At 71.2% G+C, this 20975-nt stretch carries 14 protein-coding genes and 1 pseudogene; 8 read left to right on the top strand and 7 right to left on the bottom strand.

The window, feature by feature from the left end; all coding sequences use genetic code 11:
* Positions 1 to 35: 35 nt before the first annotated feature.
* Both recJ and glpX read right to left on the bottom strand, forming a co-directional pair.
* Positions 36 to 1784: a single-stranded-DNA-specific exonuclease RecJ gene (gene recJ / locus ACK8CO_RS06045; RefSeq protein WP_414898515.1), complete on the bottom strand. Its 1749-nt coding sequence runs from the start codon at positions 1782 to 1784 to the stop codon at positions 36 to 38.
* 3 nt (positions 1785 to 1787) lie between these two features.
* Positions 1788 to 2759, bottom strand: a complete 972-nt coding sequence (gene glpX / locus ACK8CO_RS06040) for a class II fructose-bisphosphatase (protein WP_080615315.1) — start codon at positions 2757 to 2759, stop codon at positions 1788 to 1790.
* Positions 2760 to 2909: 150 nt separating this feature from the next.
* On the opposite strand from glpX, the gene ACK8CO_RS06035 reads away from it, so the two are divergent.
* Complete coding sequence (locus tag ACK8CO_RS06035; RefSeq protein ID WP_414898514.1) at positions 2910 to 3569, top strand: SOS response-associated peptidase; 660 nt, start codon at positions 2910 to 2912, stop codon at positions 3567 to 3569.
* An 855-nt stretch (positions 3570 to 4424) separates the two neighbouring features.
* Here ACK8CO_RS06035 and ACK8CO_RS06030 read toward each other — a convergent pair.
* A complete protein-coding gene (locus ACK8CO_RS06030) occupies positions 4425 to 7187 on the bottom strand; it encodes a S8 family serine peptidase (protein WP_414898513.1) in 2763 nt (920 codons plus the stop codon).
* A gap of 165 nt (positions 7188 to 7352) precedes the next feature.
* On the opposite strand from ACK8CO_RS06030, the gene ACK8CO_RS06025 reads away from it, so the two are divergent.
* Positions 7353 to 8603, top strand: coding sequence for an Hsp70 family protein (locus tag ACK8CO_RS06025; protein ID WP_414898512.1), 1251 nt, complete (start codon positions 7353 to 7355; stop codon positions 8601 to 8603).
* A gap of 30 nt (positions 8604 to 8633) precedes the next feature.
* On the opposite strand, the gene ACK8CO_RS06020 is transcribed toward ACK8CO_RS06025, so the two are convergent.
* Both ACK8CO_RS06020 and ACK8CO_RS06015 read right to left on the bottom strand, forming a co-directional pair.
* Positions 8634 to 10001 (bottom strand): ATP-binding protein, encoded by a 1368-nt coding sequence (locus tag ACK8CO_RS06020; RefSeq protein ID WP_414898511.1) that lies wholly within the window; start codon positions 9999 to 10001, stop codon positions 8634 to 8636.
* Entirely contained in the window at positions 9998 to 10657 is a 660-nt protein-coding gene (locus ACK8CO_RS06015; RefSeq protein ID WP_080615319.1) for a response regulator transcription factor, read from the bottom strand. The genes ACK8CO_RS06020 and ACK8CO_RS06015 overlap by 4 nt, the downstream gene beginning before the upstream one ends.
* Before the next feature lie 148 nt (positions 10658 to 10805).
* Here ACK8CO_RS06015 and ACK8CO_RS06010 point away from each other — a divergent pair, with 148 nt between their 5' ends.
* The 4 genes from ACK8CO_RS06010 to ACK8CO_RS05995 are packed head-to-tail and all read left to right on the top strand — an operon-like array spanning position 10806 to position 14870.
* On the top strand, positions 10806 to 11246 hold the full coding sequence (locus tag ACK8CO_RS06010; RefSeq protein ID WP_414898510.1) for a hypothetical protein: 441 nt from the start codon (positions 10806 to 10808) through the stop codon (positions 11244 to 11246).
* A 25-nt stretch (positions 11247 to 11271) separates the two neighbouring features.
* Positions 11272 to 11742 (top strand): DUF2271 domain-containing protein, encoded by a 471-nt coding sequence (locus ACK8CO_RS06005; protein WP_414898509.1) that lies wholly within the window; start codon positions 11272 to 11274, stop codon positions 11740 to 11742.
* 10 nt (positions 11743 to 11752) lie between these two features.
* Complete coding sequence (locus ACK8CO_RS06000) at positions 11753 to 13924, top strand: PepSY domain-containing protein (protein WP_414898508.1); 2172 nt, start codon at positions 11753 to 11755, stop codon at positions 13922 to 13924.
* Positions 13914 to 14870 carry an FAD:protein FMN transferase gene (locus tag ACK8CO_RS05995; protein WP_414898507.1) on the top strand — a complete coding sequence of 319 codons (957 nt, stop codon included), beginning with the start codon at positions 13914 to 13916 and terminating at the stop codon, positions 14868 to 14870. Before ACK8CO_RS06000 ends, ACK8CO_RS05995 begins: the two co-directional genes overlap by 11 nt.
* Before the next feature lie 58 nt (positions 14871 to 14928).
* Here ACK8CO_RS05995 and ACK8CO_RS05990 read toward each other — a convergent pair whose 3' ends face one another.
* Positions 14929 to 15429: a DUF4405 domain-containing protein gene (locus tag ACK8CO_RS05990; RefSeq protein WP_080615324.1), complete on the bottom strand. Its 501-nt coding sequence runs from the start codon at positions 15427 to 15429 to the stop codon at positions 14929 to 14931.
* A 513-nt stretch (positions 15430 to 15942) separates the two neighbouring features.
* Between ACK8CO_RS05990 and ACK8CO_RS05985 the strand changes: the two genes are divergently transcribed.
* Positions 15943 to 17436 carry a c-type cytochrome gene (locus ACK8CO_RS05985; RefSeq protein WP_414898506.1) on the top strand — a complete coding sequence of 498 codons (1494 nt, stop codon included), beginning with the start codon at positions 15943 to 15945 and terminating at the stop codon, positions 17434 to 17436.
* 919 nt (positions 17437 to 18355) lie between these two features.
* Positions 18356 to 18607: pseudogene (locus ACK8CO_RS05980) on the top strand (IS481 family transposase); the annotation flags it as partial.
* Between the two features lie 75 nt (positions 18608 to 18682).
* Here the strand turns inward: ACK8CO_RS05980 and ACK8CO_RS05975 are convergent.
* Positions 18683 to 20974 (bottom strand): nitric oxide reductase activation protein NorD, encoded by a 2292-nt coding sequence (locus ACK8CO_RS05975; protein WP_414898505.1) that lies wholly within the window; start codon positions 20972 to 20974, stop codon positions 18683 to 18685.
* Position 20975: the final 1 nt, after the last annotated feature.

Here is a 20975-nt window from a genome sequence, read left to right as displayed (position 1 = left end):
CGCAAAGAAATTTTTGCCACCCCGCGCAGCCGGGCTCAGGCGGCCGGGGCCGCATCCTCCAGACGCAGCTGGACCGACTGCCGTCCGTTCCAGGAATTGATCTCCAGACGGCCGGCAAGGTGGAAGCGGGCGCCGCCATGGGCCTCGATCAGCGGGCCGAGCGGGCCGTCGAAGGCACCGAAGGCGATGGCATCGAGACGCGCGCCGAGACCGTCGCCGAAGCTCAGCTTGAGATGGGCGTCGCCGACCCGGCGGACATGCAGGATGGCGCAGTCGGGAAAGGCGAAGCGGGGGGCGGGGGCGCCCGCGCCGAAGGGGCCCGCGCGCTCGATCTCGTCGATCAACTCGACCGTGGCCGCGCCCGGCATCAACAGCGCGTCGAGCCGCAGATCGGCCGGCCCCATCCTGCCCGCGCCCTGCCGGGCCAAAAGCTCGCCAAGCCGCGCCATGGCGGGCTCGAGCCGGTCGCGCGCGACGGTCAGCCCAGCAGCCATGCGGTGGCCGCCGCCCTTCACCAGAAGCCCCTCGGAGGCCAGCCGCTGGATCGCCGCGCCCAGATCGACGCCCGAGACCGAGCGGCCGGAGCCCTTGCCCTCGTCGCCATCGAAGCCGATCACCAGGGCGGGGCGGTTGGTGGCCTCCTTCAGGCGGCTCGCGACGATGCCGACGACGCCCGGGTGCCAGCCCTCGCCCGCGGCCCAGACCAGCGGACCGTCGGTGCCTCTCTCCTCGGCCTGCGCAAGGGCTGCGGCACGCACTCCGGCCTCGATCTCGCGGCGCTCTGTGTTGAGCCGGTCGAGCCGTTCGGCCAGCGCGGCGGCCTCGTCCGGATCGGCGGTGGCCAGCAGCCGCGCGCCCAGATCGGCCTGTCCGATCCGACCGCCGGCATTGACCCGGGGTCCGAGCAGGAAGCCCAGATGGTAGGGCTTGGGCGCGCTGTCCATCCGCGCCACGTCGGACAGCGCCACCAGCCCGGGGCGCTGGCGCCGGGCCATGATCTTCAGCCCCTGGCGCACCAGCGCGCGATTGACCCCGATCAGCGGCGCCACATCGGCCACGGTCGCCAGCGCCACCAGATCGAGCGATTGCAGCAGGTCGGGGCCGCGCATCCCGGCGTCGCGCATCTGCCGGTTCAGCTCTACCAGCAGCAGGAACACGACGCCCGCCGCGCAGAGATGGCCGAGGCTGCCATCCTCGTCCTGCCGGTTGGGGTTCACCACGGCCAGCGCGGGCGGCAGGGTCTCGGCGCCCAGGTGGTGGTCCAGCACGACCACATCGGCGCCAGCCGCCGCGGCGATGGCGTCATGGCTGAGGGTGCCGCAATCGACGCAGACGATCAGGTCATGGTCGCGGGCCAGGGCCTGCATCGCGGGCACGTTGGGGCCGTAGCCCTCGTCGATGCGGTCGGGGATATAAAGCGTGGCGCGGTGCCTCATGGCCCGCAGCCAGTCCAGCAGCAGCGCCGCCGAGGCGCCGCCATCGACATCGTAATCGGCAAAGACCGCGATCCGCTGGCGCCCGGTCAGCGCCGCGAGGATGCGTTCGGCCGCCCGCCCCATGTCGCGCAGCGCGCGCGGGTCGGGCAGCAACTCCTTGAGGGTGGGGTCGAGGAAAGCGGCGGCTGTGTCTGCCGTCACCTCCCGGCGGGCCAGCACGGCGGCGACGGCGGGGGGCAACAGGGTGGATTGCGCCAGAGCCTCGGCCTGGCGCATCTCTTCCTCCGAGGGTCCGACCCAGCGCCGCCCGGTGGCCGAAGCCTCGACCCCGAGATATGCGCGTGTCATGCCTTACTTGGTGGGGTTGCGGTAGAACATCCGCCGCACCGACCCGGTCTTCGAGCGCATCAGCAGCGTCTCCGAGGTCAGATAGCCCACCTCGCGCTTGATCCCCGGCAGGAGCGAGCCGTCGGTCACGCCGGTCGCGGCGAAGATCACATCGGCCTGCACCAGGTCGTCGCGGGCATAGACCCGGTTCAGATCGGTGATCCCGGCCTTGGCCGCGCGGCTGCGTTCGTCATCGTTGCGGAACAGAAGCCTGCCCCACATCTGCCCGCCCATGCATTTCAGCGCGGCGGCGGCCAGGACGCCCTCGGGGGCGCCGCCCGAGCCCATGTACATGTCGATGCCGGTGCGGCCGCGGTCGGCGCAATGCATGATGCCCGCAACGTCGCCATCGGTGATCAGCCGGATCGCGGCGCCGGTGGCGCGGACCTCGGCGATCAGGTCCTCATGGCGCGGCCGTTCGAGGATACAGACGGTGATGTCATCGGCGCTGCCGCCCTTGGCCTCGGCCAGAACCCTGACACGTTCCGAGGGCGACATGTCGAGCGTGACCAGGTTCTCGGGATAGCCCGGCCCGATCGCCAGCTTTTCCATGTAGACGTCGGGGGCATGCAGCATGGTGCCGCGCGGGCCCATCGCGACCACGGCCAGCGCGTTCGGCATGTCCTTGGCGGTCAGCGTGGTGCCTTCCAGCGGATCGAGCGCGATGTCGACCGCCGGACCCTCGCCGGTGCCCACTTCCTCGCCGATGAACAGCATCGGCGCCTCGTCGCGCTCGCCCTCGCCGATCACAACGACGCCCTTGATGTCCAGCTGGTTCAGCCGTCGCCGCATCGCGTCCACCGCCGCCTGGTCGGCGGCCTTCTCGTCGCCATGGCCGATCAGTTTGGCCGAGGCCATTGCGGCAGCTTCCGACACCCGGGCAAGTCCGAGAGAGAGCATCCGGTCGTTGAAATCGACAGGGGGGGTCTTGTTCATGGCAAAGCCTTTTGGGACAGGAAAACGGTCGCGCCCATCTAGCCCCCGGCGCTCTGCAAGGGCAAGGGGGGGGCATGGATGCGGTCGGCTGGGTTGCGCCGAGCGCGCGGCTCTGTTGACAGTCCCTCCGCGCCGGGCCTTCCATGGCGCATGTGCGGACGGTTCGCGATCACGATGCCGGCAGAGGCGCTGGCGGCGCCTTTCGGGGCGGTGCCCGGCAATGACCTGCCCGCCGGTCCCGACTTCAATATCTGTCCGACCGACACGGTCGGGGCGGTCACGTCGGCCGAGGGGCACAGGCGGCTCCGACCGATGCGCTGGGGCTTCCTGCCGGGCTGGTACAAGAGCCCGGGCGACGGGCCGCTCCTGATCAATGTCCGGGCCGACACGCTGGCGCGGAAGCCCGCCTTCGCCGCCGCCGCGCGCCAGCGGCGCTGTCTGATCCCGGCCTCGGGTTTTTATGAATGGCAGAAAGGGCCGCAAGGGTCACGGCTGCCCTGGTATGCCAGCCGCAGCGATGGTGCGCCGCTGGCCTTCGCCGCGATCTGGCAGGACTGGGCGCGCGAGGGCCGCAGCCTGACGAGCTGCGCCATCGTCACCATCGCGGCCAATGCGCGGATGGCCAAGATCCATGACCGGATGCCGGTGATCCTGGAGCCGGCCGACTGGCCGCTCTGGCTGGGCGAGGCGGAGCACGGCGCGGCGGCGCTGATGCGCCCGGCCGGTGACGGGGTGCTGCAGCTCCATCGGGTCGGGCCGGCGGTCAATGCAACCCGGGCCGAGGGGCCGGAACTGATCGAGCCGATCTAGGCACCGGCCTCCGGCCCGTTGCCCCGCTCGATCCGCTCGGAACGCGCCCCGATCCCCCGGCCCCCTTGTGGCGGTCGGCCCGAGTGCAAGCCGGGCAGTCCGGGCGTTCTCCGGCCAGAACGGCCGGTGCAGGAGACCCGGTCGGACGCTACAGACGCGGGCATCTGGCCGGGGCGAGCAGGCGCCGGGACCGTCCTCGGTCGGCCTGCGGCCAATGCCCGGCATCTCGACCGAGCGGACGCTCCTCGCCATCTTCTCGGCCGCCGGAAGCGGCAGAAGGGTGCGGTCGAAGGAAGAGGTCGGCCTTAGCAGGCGGCTGAAGAAGTCTCAGGCTGAGCGGCCCGGGAACTGAATACCGCGCTTTCGGGCTCTCGCATCGCGCTGAAGTATCTTGATCGCGTCGGGGGGCCAACGAAGTCGACGAGGATCCCGGCTTCAAATTGCCTTTTTCAGCAGCCTGGTAGCCGACGGGAGGAGGACGGCCTGCGCGCGCGGCGCGTGGCCCTCCGCCCGACGATCCGGGGCACGCAGGCGAAGGGGGAGGGGCCATCCGCAGGGCTGTCCCTCGGGCCTCGGGCGGCTGCGGATGAGGACGCTCCTATGGCAGCCAGGCGGCCGGCCCCGGCAAAGGGCGATGGGCAGCACGGGGGTGGGCCGCGCGTGGCAAGCGGTCTCAGGCGTGCCGCCCGCGACTGGGACCGCGACCGGGACCGTGCCTTGCACTGCGCCCTGGACTGCACCCAAGGCGCCCCCGAAGGACGGCCCCAAGGCAGCCCCGAAAATGTCGCACGAGGCCCGGGGCGCGCAGGGTCGCCTCGGGATCGCGGCGGACGGAACCGCGCCGGGCCTTGCGCGCTAAAGCCAGGTCGCCCCGGGGATCGGCCCGAGCGGGCTCCGGTCGACCTGGCCCAGCGCATGGGCCTTGTTGGCGGTCAGCGGCGCGCCGCTGAAATGCAGCCCCGCCACGGCGGGCGTGGCGGTGAACTGCACCAGGACCGAGCCGGAATTGCCGCCGAGCGTGGTGCAGTCATGGCTGACAACCCAGCCTTCGCTGTCGCCCGGAAGCCGGCCCGGCCCCTGCATGACCTGGCCCGGCGCGACATATTTGCGGCCGTAATCTGTGCCGAAGATCTCGCGCAGCCGGGTGCCGATCTCGCGGCTGATGGCCCCTGTCGCCGGATCGACGAAGGCCGAGGTCCCGGGCCGGGCCGGATAGCCGATCACCACCATCTCGGCGGCCTCGTCCATCTGCCGCGCCAGCGGCAGCGCGCGGGGCAGGCCGGGGGCGGAGGCGTCGAGGCTCAGCAGCGCCATGTCGAGATGGCCAAGCCGCTCGACGCCGCCGATCGGGTCGGGCCCGGCCATGACCACGCCGCTCAGCGCATGGCGCTGGCTGCCATCGGCGGTCTCGGAAAAGTCGATCGTGACGGCGCCCCGGTCGAAGCGCCAGAGCGTTCCGCCCGGCCCCGTCAGCTCGTCGGCGCAGGCCTCCAGCACATGGCGGTTGGTCATCACCCGGCCGCCCGCGATCAGGAAGCCGCTGCCGATATGGGTGCCGTCGAGGTCGATCCGCCCGACCGAGCGGGTCCAGTCCGGCAGATCGGCCACCAGCCCCAGAAAGGGTGCCCAGTCGCCCGCCAGCGGATCGTCGATATCGACGCTGTCGCCGGTGACCCGGAAGGCCGGGCGGTCCTGAACCCGGACCAGCGCCTCGAGCGCGATCCGGCCGGGCAGGTCGAGCTGGTGCAGCCGGTCCTCGGCGGCCATGCGGATCACGCCCTCGGCGCCCTCCAGCACCCGGGCCTGGGCGTCGCGATCGCCGAGGCCGCAGGCCTGAAGCCGGTCGAAGCAGGTGCGGGTCCGGGCCATCAGCCGCCCGGCGCCCTCGCCGGCAAGCCGCGCCCGGGCCTCGGTTTCGCTCAGATTGGCGCTCGATTCCGCAGTGCCGGGCCGGCCTGCCGCCAGCAGCTTCGCATATTGCGCCGAGGGGCCCGTGGCCGCGATCAGGGGCGGGGTGAAGGCGCCCGCATCCCGCCGCGCGGCCAGTCCGCGCATCACCGGCCCGGGCATCGCCCGCACCAGCCCCGGGCTCGGGCGCGGGCAGGCGGCGGTCTCGACCGGCACCCCGGCGGCGCGGTTCTCTCGCAGCCAGGCATCGCCCAGCAGATAGATCACCTCGGCCCCGATCCGGGGCCAGTCGCCCGCGCCCGTCCCGATCTCCTCGTAGCTGTCGTCCAGCGCGGCAAAGATCGCGTCTTCCGGCGGCAGCGCAGTGCTTTCGGGGGCCGAAAGCGGCCCGATCCGCGACAGCTCGAGCCGCAACAGCGCATCGGCATCGACGACGCCGGCACCCATGTCCGCTGGCCAGTCCGCGGGCCGCCGCGCGGTGGCCTTCAGAGCGGTGCGGAACAGGTCGTTGACGGTGAGGCCGATCCGGGCGGCTTCGTCGCGCAGGGGCTGGCGGCCGTGATGCTCGATCCAGAGCGCCGCGACGCCTGCGGTCAGCGCGGCGGCGAAAGACGTGCCCTGACCCGGCCCGGTCGTGCCCTGGCCACCATCGCCGGGTCGGCGCCGCGCGACCCGCACATTCTCGGCCGGGGCGGCTGCCGCGATCCGGCTGCCGCGACTGGTGCCCTTCCAGGGCTGGTCCAGATGGTCGGTTCCGGCGATCCCGACCACGTTCGGGTCGCGTGCCGGATAGACCGTGACCGGCTGCACGCAATTGCCCGCCGCCGAGACGATCACGATCCCGGCCGCGGCCGCGCGCTCCAGCGCCGCCGCCATCGCCCGCGAATACAGCACCCCGCCCAGCGACATCGAGATCACATCGGCGCCGATATGCACCGCATGCAGGATCGCCCGGGCGACCGGGGTCGGGTCGAGCCGCAGCACCACCGCGTCGATGCAGCGGATCGGCACCACCTCGGCGCCCGGCGCGGCGCCGAACACCCGGCCCGGCGCGCGGCTTGCGAGGGTCGAGGCGGTCGCGGTGCCATGGCCCGGGCTGCTCATGCCTTCCGAGAGCGGGTCGGTCGGGTCGGCCGTGGCCGTCAGCGTGTTCCAGGCCTGGCCGAGACTTAGCAGGCCCGCGAGTTCGGGATGATCCGCCACACCGGTATCGGGCTGGGCCACCAGCACGCCCCGCCCGGTGATGCCGCGCGCCCAGACCGGCTTGACGTTGATCGCCTCGATGGCCCAGTCATCGGCCAGCGTCTCGTCGGGCGCGGCCCAGCAGGTATAAGCGAGAAAGGCATCGGCCACGCTTTCTTTCTGTTCGGGGTCGTCGGGCGCGACGACGAAGCTGGCGCCGATATCTGGCACCGCCGAGACCAGACCCATCTCTCCGGCCAGCGCGTCGGCGGCGGCAAAAAGCGTCTCGGGCGCGATCCGTCGCCGGATGCCCGGAAATTGCAGCACCAGAAAGCAGGGCAGCAGATCGTCGAGTGGCTCGAGGCTGAAACACTCGCCCCCCAGAAGCCTGGCCATGCGCCCGCGCTCGACCGTGCAATCGGGCGGGACACGGTATTCGAGGGTAAATCTCAGGCGATCGGGCGGCAGGCCGGGCTCGGGCTCGGCCGCCGCGATGCCCTGTGCCGCGACGAGCAGATCCAGTGACATGAAAATGCCTCCCTGAAATATCTTCCCCAAGGGAAATCATGCCTGCGGAGGGCGCGAAAACCAAGCCTTGCCTCAAGCCTTGTCTCTAGGCGGGCGCGGCGTCTCTTGCGGGGAGGCGGGGTTTTTGATAGCGCGCCGGGCTCCGCCCCCGGAAGGATCCCCGCCATGCCCGCCACCTCTGCCATGCTTGCCGTCGATTTCGGAACCTCGAATTCGGCCGCGGCGGTTCTGGAGGCGGGCCGGGTGCGCCGGCTGGCCATCGAGCCCGGCGCCGAGACCCTGCCCACCGCCGTGTTCTTTCCCGATGAGCGGGCGCCGATGCGGATCGGATCGGCCGCCGCCGAGGCTCTGATCGCGGGCGATGAGGGGCGTTACATGCGGGCGCTGAAAAGCGTGCTGGGCACGCCGCTTTTCCACGAGGCGCGCCCGATCGGCGGCAGGCGGCGGACGCTGGCCGAGGTCGTCACCGCCTTTCTGGCCGAGCTGAAGGCCAGGGCCGAGGCCGATGCGGGCATCCGCTTCGAGCGGGTCCTGTCGGGCCGCCCGGTGCATTTCCACAGCGCCGATCCGGTCCGCGACGCCACCGCCGAGGCCGATCTGCGCGGCTGCTACGAGGCCGCGGGCTTTCGCGAGGTGGACTTCCGGTTCGAACCCGAGGCGGCGGCGCTGGCTGCGCGCGCCGATGCCCGGCCCGACGAGCTGGGGCTGATCGTCGATATCGGCGGCGGCACCTCGGATTTCTCGGTGTTCCGCGCCGGTCCGGACGGTATCGAGATCCTGGCCAGTCACGGCATCAGGCTTGGCGGCACCGATTTCGACCATGCGGTCTCGATGGCCCATGCGATGCCGCTGCTGGGGCTGGGCGGCGCGCTGCGCCGGAGCTTCGGCGAGGGACTTTTACCGGTGCCGAAGGCGATCTATGTCGATCTGTCGACCTGGGCGATGATCCCCTTCCTTTATAACCGCGAGACCGAACGCGCGGTCGAGGACATGGAGCGCCATGCGGTCGACCGGGCGGCGATGGCGCGGCTCGGCCATGTGATCGACGCGCGGCTCGGCCATGAGCTGGCCTTCGCGGTCGAGGCGGGCAAAATCGCCGCCAACCGGGGCGGGGTGCCCGCTCGGATCGGGATGGGGCAGATCGAACCCGGGCTCGGGGCGCCGGTCACCGCGGGCTCGCTGAACGCGGCGCTTGCGCCCTATCGCGAGCCGCTGCGCCTGGCGATCTACGAGACGCTGATGCTGGCCCGGGCTCGTCCCGACCGGATCGGCGCGGTGGTTCTGGTCGGCGGCTCGAGCCTGATGGGGCTGGTCGAGACCGAGGCCCGCGCCGCCTGTCCGGGGGCCGAGATCCGCCGCTCGGAGGCCTTCACCGCAGTGGTCGACGGGCTGGCGCTGGCCACTGCCCGCGCCTGACCGGGATCCGACGCGGCACCGTTCCGGAACCTAGCGCGGCCGGGGCAGGGTGAACCGGGCCTCGAACCCGTCGGCCCGGCCCGGGCGCGGCGAGATCAGCTCGATCCGGCCGGAACTCCGTTCGGCGATGGTGCGCACGATGGCCAGCCCCAGCCCGGCCCCCTCGGCGCCGCCATTCGAGCGGGCAAAGCGCGCGGTCAGCCGGGCCAGGTCTTCGGATGGCACCGGATCGCCGCCATTGCCGACCGACAGCACGCCTTCGGCAGTAAGGGCGACCTCGACCGGCCCGGAGCCATGTCTCAGCGCGTTCTCGATCAGGTTGCGGCAGAGGATGCCGAAGGCATCAGGGTCGAGATCGGACAGGACCGGCGCCTTGGGCAGCGACAGCGCGATGCGCCCGGCCCGGCCCAGCCGTTCGAGATCGCCTGCCACGATGTCCAGCACCTGGCGCAGGTCGGAGGGGTCGGATGCCGTCAGCCGCGCGCCCTCGGCGCGGGCCAGCTGCATCAGCTTTTCCGACAGGCTGTTCAGCCGTTTCAGCGTGGTCTCGATCTCGCTTGCCCGGGCGGCGGCGGCGCTGTCGGAGGTTTCGGCGCGCAGGCGCTGGGCCTGGGCGATGGCGCCCGCGACCGGGGTGCGCAGCTCATGCGCGGCATTGGCGGCAAAGCTGCGTTCGGCCTCGAAGGCGGCGCGCAGCCGGGTCAGAAGCTCGTTGATGCTGCCGACAATCGGGCGCAGCTCGCTCGGCAGGGTGCCCTCGGCAAGCGCCGAGAGATTGCGCGCGCCGCGTTCGGCCAGCGACTGGCGCAGCGCCCGCACCGGCCGCAGGCTGGTGCCCACCGCGATCACGATGGCCAGCAGGCTGAGCGGGATCACCACCACCAGCGGCAGCGCCAGATTGGCGGCGATCTCGCGCGCGACCTCGGCCCGGCGCGACAGGGGCTCGGCCACGGCAATGGTCACATCCTCGTCGCGCGCCCTGTCGTAATACAGCCGGTGGGTCGCGGTCCGGCGGAAGCCTTTCTTGTGGTAGGGCGGAAAATCCTCCGGATCGGCATCCTCCGAGATCAGCAGGACCGTGCCGTCATGGTCGCGCACGACATAGCTCAGATCCTCGACCTCGCCGTCGAACTGGCGGATGCGTTCGGACCAGTCGCGCGCATGCCGGTTGCGGCGGCTGTCATGGCGGTCGTCCTCGTCACGGTGCCGGCCCTCATGGGCGCGCACCGCCAGCGGCAGCAGCCGGTGGGCGGCGTCGCGCAGCGCGCTGTCGAAGACCTCGTCCATCTCGTGGCGCAGCTCGCGCAGCGTCGCGCCGGCGGCGGCGATCCAGAGCACGGTCACTGCCAGCCCCACGGCCAGCGCCAGCCGGCCCTGCAGCGAGCGCGGCCCCCTCACGGGCTGCCCAGCCGGTAGCCGAGCCCGCGTTCGGTGTCGATCACGGCCCGGCCGAGCTTCTTGCGCAGGCGGCTGACATGCACCTCGATGGTGTTGCTCTCGATGCTGTCATCGAAGGAATAGAGCCGCTCCTCGAGCTGCGCCTTGGACAGCAGCCGCCCCGGCGCCTGCACGAAGGCCTCGAACAGTGCCCATTCGCGATGGGTCAGCGCCACCGGCCGGCCGTCGCGCCGCACCGCCTTGGCGGCCAGGTCGATCTCGAGCGGCCCCAGATGGATCAGCGGGTTCGGATTGCCCGCGTAGCGCCGGGCCACCGATCCGATCCGGGCCGAGAGCTCGTCGAGATCGAAGGGTTTCACCATATAGTCGTCGGCGCCCGCATTCAGCCCCTCGATCCGGTCCGAGACCTGATCGAGCGCGGTCAGGATGATCACGGGGGTGGCATCGCCCCGCGCCCGCATCGCCCTGAGGAAGGGAATCCCGCGCCCGTCGGGCAGCATCAGGTCGAGCAGCACCAGATCGAAGGCGCCCACCGCCAGCGTGTCGGCGGCCTCGTCAAGCCGCGTCGCCCAGTCGGCGCCATGGCCATCGGCGCGCAGCTGGTCGGCCACCGCCGCCCCCAGCACGCCATCGTCCTCGATCAGCAGGATGCGCATCGTGTCGTCCTTGTTCCGGCCCGAGCTTATAGCGCGCCCCGCCTGACGGGAAGCTGAAGCAGTTTTTGCCGCCCCGTCAGGCGACGATCAGGCGCGGGGGCGAAAACCGGACCATCGACCGACACCATCCTTCGAAAAGGAGACCGACATGACCCGCATCTCGCTTCCCATCATTGCCGCCTGCCTGGCCCTCGGGCTGTCCGGCGCGGCCGTCGCGCAATCCGCCGCTGCCGCCGCTCCCACTGGCCTCACCGTCCCCACTGGCCCCGACCTGTCCAGGCCCATGGCCCGGCAGGCCGCATCGGGCGTCTGTCTGGCGGGCGGCGCCCGGCATGAGAGCCATCGCGGCTTGTGGCACCGGGGCGACGACCATCGCGGCCGGGTCGGCCGGGATCGCGACGACGACCGGCGCCCGGACCGGAGCCAGGACCGCAATCAGGGCCGAAATCAGGACCGCTGTTCCACCCCCGGCTTCGATTGCGACCGGCGCAGCGGCGGCGGTCAGGCGATGCGGGCACCTGCGCCCGGCACCCCGCCTGCCAACGGGCTTTTCGACAATGGCGCCGCGCCGCGCGCCCGGACCAACTGAACGCGACCTGACAGGAGGACAAGAGATGAAGACCCTGCCGACCGCCCTCGCCGTCAGCACCGCCCTGACCGCTCCGGGCCTGGCCCTTGGCGACGAGGTGACCTTCACCACGAAACTGGCCGATTACGGCGGTGACGGCGCCTATCTGGCCTATTACGTCACCGATGCCTCGGGCGCCTATGTCGGCTCGCTCTGGATGGCCGGGGCCAAGGCCAAGTACTACAAGCACCTGTCCGACTGGTCCGCGGCCACCGGCGGCGACAGCGCCGAGGTCGAGGGCATCACCGGCGCCAGCGTCGGCGCGGGTCGGACCCTGACCGTCAGCCTCGATCTGGCCGGGGCGCTGTTTGATGCGGGCTATGCGCTGCATATCGACGCCGCCGTCGAGGACATGCGCGACAGCCCCTCCGAGATCGTGCTGCCGCTCACGACCGAAGGCGCGGGTCGTCCGGTCGCGGGGCGGGGCTATATCGCCAGCTTCGCCTACGACATGTGAGGAGGCTCCGATGATCCGTCCGCTGCATCGCTGGGCCGGGCTTGCCGCCGCCCTTCTTCTGTCGGTGACCGCCCTGAGCGGGGCGGCGCTGTCGCTTTATCCTGCGGCCGAGGCGCTGGGCACCCCGCCGCTGCCCGCGATCTCGGCGGCCGATCTGGCCGAGCGGCTCGGGTCGACGGTGCCCGGGCTCGAAGAGATCCGGGTCTCGGCCTCGGGCCGGATCACCGCCTATGCCTTCGACGCGGGCAGTGCCGCGCGCTGGTACGTCGACGGGGCGAGCGGAGAGATCCTCGGCCCGGCGCTCCGTTCGCCGCTTCAGCTCTGGCTGACCAATCTGCACCGGGCGCTGTTTCTGGGCGATGCCGGGCGGCTGGTCGTCGCGACGGCGAGCCTCGCGATGCTGATCCTGACGCTGTCGGGGCTGGCGCTGGCGGTGCGGCGGCTGGGCGGCATCCGGGCCTTCTTCGTTCCGGCGCGGGGGCCCTGGCGGCAGCGGCTCCATCTCGATCTGGGGCGCGTCGCGGCGGCGGGGCTGGCGGTCTCGGCGCTGAGCGGGCTCTGGCTGGCGGCGGACAGTTTCGATCTGCTGCCCCGAACCCACGCGCCAGCGGCCTCGGTCACGCTCTCGCTGGCGGATCTGCCCGCGGCCGAGCTTCGCCAGCTTGCGCTGCCGCGCCCGGGGGTTCCGGGCGATCTTTTCACGCTGCGGACGGTCGCGGGCAGCGGCCATGCCGACCCGCTCAGCGGCGTGCTGCTCGACTGGACGCCCGCCAGCGCGGCCGAGCGGCTGAGCGCGCTGGCGATCCGGCTTCACAGCGGTCGCGGCGCGGCGGCGCTCGGGCTGATGCTCGGGCTGTCGGCGCTCTGCGTTCCGCTTCTGGGCCTGACCGGGCTCGTGCAGCAGGCGGGGCGTCGGCTGGGTCCCGGGGCACTGCGCCGCGTCCGGGCGGTGGCGCCCGGGGCGGCCGACACGATCCTGCTGGTCGGCTCCGAGGGCGGCACCACCTGGGGCTTTGCCGAGACCTTGCGCGCGGGGCTCGTCCGGGCCGGTTGCCGGGTGCATGTGGCGCCGATGGCCGAGTTTGCGCCCGCGCGCTATCTCTCTGCCCGCCAGGTGCTGATCCTGGCCGCGACCTCGGGAGCGGGCGATGCGCCGGGTTCGGCGCGGGGCTTTCTCGACCGGCTCGCGGCGCTGCCCGCTCCGCCCGCCGCACCCTTCGCGCTGCTCGGTTTCGGCGACAGCAGCTTTCCCGCCTTCTGCGGCTATGCCGACAAGGTTGCTGCTGCCGCGCGCGCGGCGGGCTGGGCCGAACTGATGCCGCCCGCCCGCGTCGACCGCCAGTCGGCAGCCGATTTCGCGCGCTGGGGCCATGCGCTGGCCGAGCGGCTCGGACTGGCGCTCGAGTTGGCGCCGCCCGTCGCCCCGCCCGTGCCGCAGCGCCTGCGGCTGGTCTCGCGCCGCGACTATGGCGCCGAGGTGCAGGCCCCGGCCGCGATCCTGCGCTTCGCCCTGCCGCGGCGAAGCCTCTGGCAGCGGCTGACCGGGCAGGGCTTCGACGCGTTCCGCGCGGGCGATCTGCTGGCGGTGCTGCCGGAGGGCGACACCCGCCCGCGCTATTATTCGCTGGCCTCGGGCAGCGAGGACGGTTTTGCCGAGATCTGCGTGCGCAAGCATCCGGGCGGGCTCTGCTCGGGGCAGCTTTTCGAGCTTTCCCCGGGCCAGACGGTGACGGCCTTCCTGCGGCCCAATCCCGGCTTTCATGCCGGGCCCGGCCGGGCGCCGCTGATCCTGATCGGCGCGGGGACTGGCATCGGCCCGCTGGCGGGCTTCGTGCGGGCCAATCGCTCCGGGCGGCCGATCCGGCTTTATTTCGGTGCCCGCACGGCCGAAAGCGATCTGCTTTATGGCGACGAACTGGCGCGCTGGATGCGCGACGGACGGCTGGCCGGTCTCGCCACCGCTTTCTCGCGCAGCGCCGAGCGGGCCTATGTTCAGGATCTTCTGCGCCGCGATGCCGAGCGGGTGGCGGGTCTGATCGGGCAGGGGGCGCAGGTCATGGTCTGCGGCGGGCGGGCGATGGCGGCGGGGGTGGCCGAGGCCTTCGACGAGATCCTGTCGGGCCGCGAGGCGAGCCTGTCCGGGCTGAAGGCGGAGGGGCGCTATGTCGAGGATGTCTACTGAGCTCTCCGCCCCGACGCGGCGGCTGGCGCTGAACGGCCCGGCGATGGGGGCGCGCTGGTCCGCGCTCCTGCATGCCGCGCCCGGGGTCGGCCCCGGGCCGCTCCGGGCCGCCTTGTCGGCGGCGGTCGAGGCGGTCGAGGCCGAGATGTCGGTCCGCCGCCCCGACAGCGATTTGATGCGCCTGAACCGGGCGCCGGCCGGTCTCTGGGTCGATCTGCCCGAGGGGCTGGTGACGGTCCTGACGATGGGGCTGGCCATCGGGCGGGCCTCGGGCGGAGCCTTCGAGATCGGGCTGGGCGATGCGACCGCGGCCTGGGGGTTTTCCGGAACCCCCGCCGATCCGGCCCGGATCGGTGCGGCGCTCGCCCTGCGGCGGCGTCCGGCACATGAGCTTCTGGACCTCGACGTCGCCAACCGGCGGGCGCGCAAGCATGGACCGCTTGCGCTCGATCTTTGCGGTATCGCCAAGGGCCATGGCGTTGATCGTCTGGCCGAGGTGGCGCAGGGCTTCGGGGTCGAAAGTGCGCTTCTGGCCATCGATGGCGATCTGCGCGCGCTCGGGCTCCGGCCCGACGGGCAGCCCTGGGCAGTGGCGCTCGAGCGACCCGATCCTGGGAGCCGGGCGCTGCATGGTCTGCTGGCACTCGAGGCCGGAGCTGTGGCGAGCTCGGGCGATTACCGGCACTGGGTTGATCTGGGCGGACGGCGGCTGTCGCATACCATGGATCCGGCGCGGGGCGCGCCGCTGGCCGACAGCCCGGCATCGGTCACGGTTTTGGCGCCGCGTTGCATCGAGGCCGATGCCTGGGCGACGGCGCTGATGGTGCTGGGAAGCGCGGCCGGAGCGGCGCTGGCGCGGCGGCTGGGGCTGTCGGTGCTCTTTCTCGATCGCGAGGGCGGCGAGATCCGCGAAACCCCGGTCGGGCCGGGCTTTGCCTGTGCCTGAGCTGCCGGGCCAGCGAAACGCCCGTCGCTTGGCGGGCGCTGCGCAGCTTTTGCGGGGCTCAGCGCGGCCGGTCCGCCAGAACCCGTGCCAGCTCCATTGGAGACCTGCCCGAGGCGCGCGCGATCTCGCTCAGCGGCCGGGCCGGATCGCTCATCGCAAAGCCCGCTGCGTCAAGCCGGGCGGTCAGCTCCTCGACGGTGGTTCCGAGCGCCGGGGCCACCGTGGCGGGGGGCTGGGCCATCACCTGCATCGCCAGCCCGAAGACCGGAGGCCGCCCGCCGCCGCTGCCGCCTGTCGGCAGGAAGAAGGCGGCCGAGGCCAGAAGCGTGACGGCCAGCGACAGGGCCAGCGGGCGCCCCGTCAGGTAGCGCAGCATCGGCCGCCAGTTGCGCCAGACATGCAGCCCGAAGCCCAGGATCAGCGCCATGCTGAGCCATTCGTGGATGCCGTGAAAGGCCCGGGGGCCGAGATGGAAGAAAAGCGCGATCCCGGTGATCAGCGAGACCAGGAAAAGCGCGATGGTCGAGGGGGTGGCATATCGCATGAGAAGGCTGCGCATGGGCGTTCGTCCTTTGGGTCGTTGCGCCGACCGCATCATCGGGCCGGTCGGCGCAGGAAACGCCCTCAGCCTGACGGCAGACTGAAGTCCGCGCAGAACAGGTATTCAATTTGTCTGTTTTCGCGGAACTTCCTGCCGGGGAATCGTGTTGAAGCCACGGGTCGATTCGGGGCCGGAATGCTGCGTTCCGCGCGGTCCGATCAGGCGCGAACCCGTCGAAATCCGGCGCAAACCCTGCCGGTTGCGCGGTCGTTGGCTGCCGATACGGTCTGACAAGGGGCAAGCCCCGCGTAGCAGAGTCGCAGGCGGCGACAAAAGGCTGCCATCATGCGCTCTGTTGGGTATGGTCCCGCATGGCGGCCAAAGGGCGCCGGGCTGTGCTTTGGCGCTCCGGCGGTTCGTCTGGCCGATTGCGGGAGGCATCAGGGGCTCCCGCCGGAACCCGCAGGAGGACGTCCTGCCGCGGACGGGGTGGTCCTGGCCGTCGGCAGCGGAACGAAAAAAGGATGAACCATGTCCAATAATTCGCATAACCTGATCCGGCTGATCGTCGCCGCGCCGGCGATTGGCATCGCGATCGCGGCTGTCGGCTTCAGTGGCGGCAAGGAAACCAAGAGCGAGCCCGTGATCGAGACGCCGGTCGCCGAGGCTCCCGCCGCCGAAGCGGCCGCGCCGGCCGACGAGGCTGTGACCGACGAGGCTGTTTCGGAAGAAGCTGTGACCGAGGCGCCTGCCGCCGCCGCTGCTGAAACCGCCACTGAAGCTGCCGAAGCCCCGGTCGCCGAGGAAGCCGCCGCCGAGGAACCTGCTGCCGAGGAAGCCGTTGCCGAGGCTCCGGCCGCCGAAGAAGGTGCTGACGCTCCCGCCGCAGAGGATGCCGCCGCGACCCAGGACGCTGTCGCCGCCGCGCCCGCAGCCGAGGAGGAAGCCACCGCCGAGGAACCGGCTGCCGAAGCCGCCGACGCGCCTGCTGCCGAGGAAGCCGCCGCCCCCGCCGCCGAGGCGACTGCTGCCCAGGACGAGGCTGCCGGGGAACCTGCCGCCGAGGAGACCGCTGCTGCGGATGACGCCGCCGAAGCGCCTGCGGCTGCCGCTCCCGTCGCCACGCCCGATGCTGCGGCCTCGGCGATGACCCTGGCCGAGCAGGCCTCTGCGCTTGCCGCCGAATATGCCGATCTCGCAGAGCGCGCCGCTGCTCTGGCCGGCAAGTCCTCGGCCCTGACCGCCGCGACCGAAAAGGCTGCCGCCGCCCCTGAAAGCGTCGAAGAGCTGTTCGGCAATATCGCGGCCGCCGCGAGCGAGGAACCGGCTGCCGAGGAACCGGCCGCTGAAGAGCCCGCTGCAGCAGAACCGGCTGCCGAGGAGCCCGCCGCCGAAGAACCAGCTTCCGAAGAGCCGACCGTTGCCGAGAAGGCGGTTGATGCCGCGACGGCTGCCGTCGAGACGGCCGAAGATGCGGCCGACAGCGCGGGCGAGGCCGTGACCGAGGCGGTGCAGGACACCCGCGAGGCGCTCACCGGCAGCGAAGAGCCCGTGATCGGTGGCGATGCGACCGAGGAAGCTGCTGCCGAACCGGCCGCTGAGCCTGCCGCCGAAGAACCCGCTGCCGAGGAACCGGCCGCCGCCCCGGCCGCCGTGGTGACCGGCGATCCCGCCAAGGGCGAAAAGGCTTTCATCCAGTGCGCCACCTGCCACAGCGTCGTCAGCCCCTCTGGCGAGACGCTGGCCGGTCGCGGTCTCAAGGTCGGTCCGAACCTCTATGGCATGCCGGGCCGCACCGCCGGGACGGTCGAAGGCTTCCGCTACTCCAAGTCGATGAAGGCCGCCGGAGAAGCCGGTCTGGTCTGGGACGAGGAAAAGGTCTCGATCTATGCCGAAGACCCGACCGCCTACCTGCGCGACTATCTCGACGATCCCCGGGCGCGCGGTCTGATGACCTACAACGCCCGCGACCCGCAAGAGGTCAAGGACGTCTACGCCTATATCTCGAAGCTGTCCGAAGAGTAATCGCTCGGGGGCCAGTTTCCCCGCGACACGCATCAAAGCCCCGTCCCGGCCGCGCTGCCGGGGCGGGGTTTTCCGTTTCGCTCGGGGGCTTCAGGCCCGAAACAGCGGGGCGAGCGCCTTCGGCAGAGCCCCGGGCGAAACCGGCCTGACGCCCTCTTTCAACTCGCCTGGAATTCGGCGATCCCGAGCCCCGGAAGGCCCCGGAAGGCGGTACCCGGCCATGACCCGGGCTCAGACGTTCAGCGCGTCAGGCGACAGCTCGTGCCAGAGGGTATATCCCGACGGCATATTCGGTCGGGACGATGCCGGGGCGCGACGCTCGATAAGGGCCTGTTCGACCGGATCGAGATCGCGGGTGACGGCAAGGACGATCTGCCGGGGTGCGGCGCCGGGGCCCGTCTTCCAAAGCCCCGCCGGACCGCTCGGCGCGATCCCGCCCGGAACGCCCGAGGCGCCGGTTTCGGGGGTGTTGAGATCGCGATTGGCGTCGAGGCGCAGGATGGAGGCCCCCGAGGATGCCGCGCGACGACAAGCAAGGGGGCCGGGCAGGGTGGCGGGGCATCGTTGCCGAGACCGAGACGCCGCCGCCCGCCAGAACGGCGCCGCCCCGGGCCTGAAGCGGCCCGAGGGCCGGCCGAGCGGCCGCGAGCTCCGTCCTCCAGTCGGCCGACCGCGCGGGATGGACCTTGCCGATCGGGACCGGGGCCGTGCCGCTTCGGCGGGGCAGGACCGCACCGATGCGGCCATGCCGAGCGCGTTGCGGTCGCCTGCATGCCGCTGAATTACGGTATGTGCCCTTGGGAAGGGGCTGGTTCTGGTCGGTTCCGTCCGGCCGTATAGCGGCCTTGCCGGGTCGTGGGTAAAGGCGGAGGTGAGCCGGGATCTCGGGAGTGAGGAGGATCGAAAGACGATCCAGTGAATCGTTTTCCCGACGAACCCCAAAACGGTTGCGAAGTGGCGCAAACGCCAGACGGTCGAGGATCTCAAGACGGGGCCGAAGGAGCCACGTTCGACGACCCTGACGGAGGCGGAGGAGGCGGCCATCATCGCGTTCCGACGCCATACGCTGCTGCCGCTGGACGACGGCCTCTATGCCCTGCAGGCGTCCATCCCGCATCTGACACGCTCGGCGCTGCATCGGTGCCTTCAGCACAACGGCATCTCTCGACTACGTCTGCAAGGTCTGGACTTCAGAGCCGGACAGATTCATCCTAAACCCGATCCACCAAATGCCGGGACTGAACACCTAGCGGGTCAGGCCCGCGTAAAGCTGGGGCAGGCGTTCGGGCAGGCGGGCGATGTTTTCCAGCACCAGGAAGTTCCGCTGCCCGAAGATCTGCGCGACATATTGATCGGCGCGCGGGTCGAGAGTCAGGCAGAACGGGATGACGCCGGTCTTGGCGACCTCCTGCACGGCGGCGCGGGCGTCCTGGCGCAGATATTGCGGATCGCGCTCGTCGATATCCGAGGGCGCGCCGTCGGTGATGACCAGCATCAGCTTCTTTGCGGCGGCGACGCGGCCCAGATGCGCCCCCGCATGGCGGATCGCGGCGCCCATGCGGGTCGAGAGATGCCCCTCCATCCCCGCGAGTCGCGCCTTCGGGATCTCGCCCCAGGTCTGGTCGAAATCCTTGTAGCGGGCATAGAAGACGTTGTGCCGTCCGTCCGAGCAGAAGCCGTGCAGTGCGAAGGCGTCGCCCACCTTTGCGATGGCCTCGGCCAGAAGCACGGTCGCCGCCCGGGTCAGGTCGAGCACCGTTTGATCCTGCCCCGCCACCGGGTCGTTGGTCGATTCCGAAAGGTCCAGAAGCGCCATCACCGCGATGTCGCGGGTCTTGCGCAGGGACCGCATCATCACCCGCGGATCGGGCTGCCGCCCCATGCGGATATCGATCATCGCCTGGGTCGCGGCGTTCAGGTCGATCTCGTCGCCATCCTCGAGCCTGCGGATGCGCTGCACGCCCTGGGGTTGCATCGCGTCCAGCAGGTGCCGCATCCGCTGCGTGAGCTTGCGGTTTTCGGTCAGGATCGCGTCGATATCGGCCGGATCGCCCAGGCGCGGGCGCTTTTCCTGCACCATGGCCCAGGCCGGACGGTGCATCTGGATGCGGTAGTCGAACTCGTCATAGGCCACGGGCGGCGCGACGGGCGCCTTGCCCTCCTTGTCGTTGAACGAGACGCCGTCATCGTCGAACAGCTCGGTTTCGGCGGCCCAGATCTCCTGTGCGTCGTCACCGGCGGTTTCGACCTCGACCGCGTTCACCATCTCCGAGACCGAGACATATTTGCGGACCTGCTGGTCGGGCGCGGCGCCCTTTTCCCAGTCGACCGTTGCCTCGAATTCCCAGATATAACGGTTGTCGTCGCGATAGGGCGCGGCCTGCCCGTCGCGCCAGGCGGAATAGGGCTCGTTGCGCAGACGATGCGCCAGTTGCAGGCCCAGATCGAAGGATGTCGCTGCGGTGCCCGGATCGGCCCCGGCAAAAGCCGCCCGCACCCAGTCCGCGGTCTCGTCCTCCAGCGGCGTGTCGGGGTCCAGCAGCGCCAGCGCGATCCGGCCGAAACGCGCGGTCATCGACCCGTCAGCGGCGGGGCGGTGGAATTGCAGCCAGAGATCGCGCAGGCGCGGGAAGCGGGCGATGGCCAGAGCCTCGACGCGCGCGTCCTCGATCAGGCCAATACAGGCGCGTTGCAGCGCGTTCAGTTCGTCGCCCTTCAGGGGCGCAGTGGTGACCATGACATGGGCGGCGGCATGGGCGGCGGCGGCGCGGTAGAGGTCGAGCCCCGGCACGCCCTCCCAGTCGTCATAGGCGTCTGGCAGATGCAGGAAATACTCGGCGATATGGGGGTGGATGCCCTCGCGGGCCTCGAAATCGCCCGCTGTCGGGCGCATCAGGAAATCCCGTCCCCAGAGCGCACGCAGATACATCCCGATCCGGCGGTGGATGTCGACGAACAGCGTGCCCTTGCGCTCGCGTTGCAGGATCGCCTGCGATTCCGCGCTTTCGAGGCCGAAATAGCGGCTCAGCTCTTCGTAATCGGTGCGATGCGCCTCGGCGCCCCAGCTGGCCCAGCGGCGCAGGCCACCGAGCGTCAGCACGCCCAGCAGTTCTTCGAGATGCTCCAGCATCGGCCGCAGGCCGCGCGGCGCCTGCGCCAACAACTGGTTCAGGAGTTGCAGATAGGCGCGGAACAGATCGGGGTCCGACAGGCGGCGCGAGGCCACGGGGGCGGTCGCCAGAACCCGTTCGATCACCGCGCCCGAGGTGCGCGAGGCAAAGCCCAGACAGGCCTGCGCCAGATCGGGAATGATGTCCTCGCCCAGATCGCGGGCGACGGTCGGCACGGTCTCGATCCAGCTGCGCACGATGTGATTGCCACGGCCCATATGCGACAGTGCCGCCGTGCCCTTCAGCCAGTTGTCGAGCCCGCGCGGGCTGAGCAGGCGCACCGCCTCGGGCCAGAGCTCTTCCAGCGTCTCGCGCTGCGGCGCGTCGAGATTGGCCAGCAGCTCTGCGTAGTCCTCGAGCCTCGCCATG

It is taken from the genome of Rhodovulum sp. HP10 (genome assembly GCF_047553435.1).
Classification (GTDB): Bacteria; Pseudomonadota; Alphaproteobacteria; order Rhodobacterales; family Rhodobacteraceae; genus Rhodovulum.
Note: the sequence above shows the minus strand (reverse complement) of the source record. Positions and strands in the feature narration are given on the sequence as shown.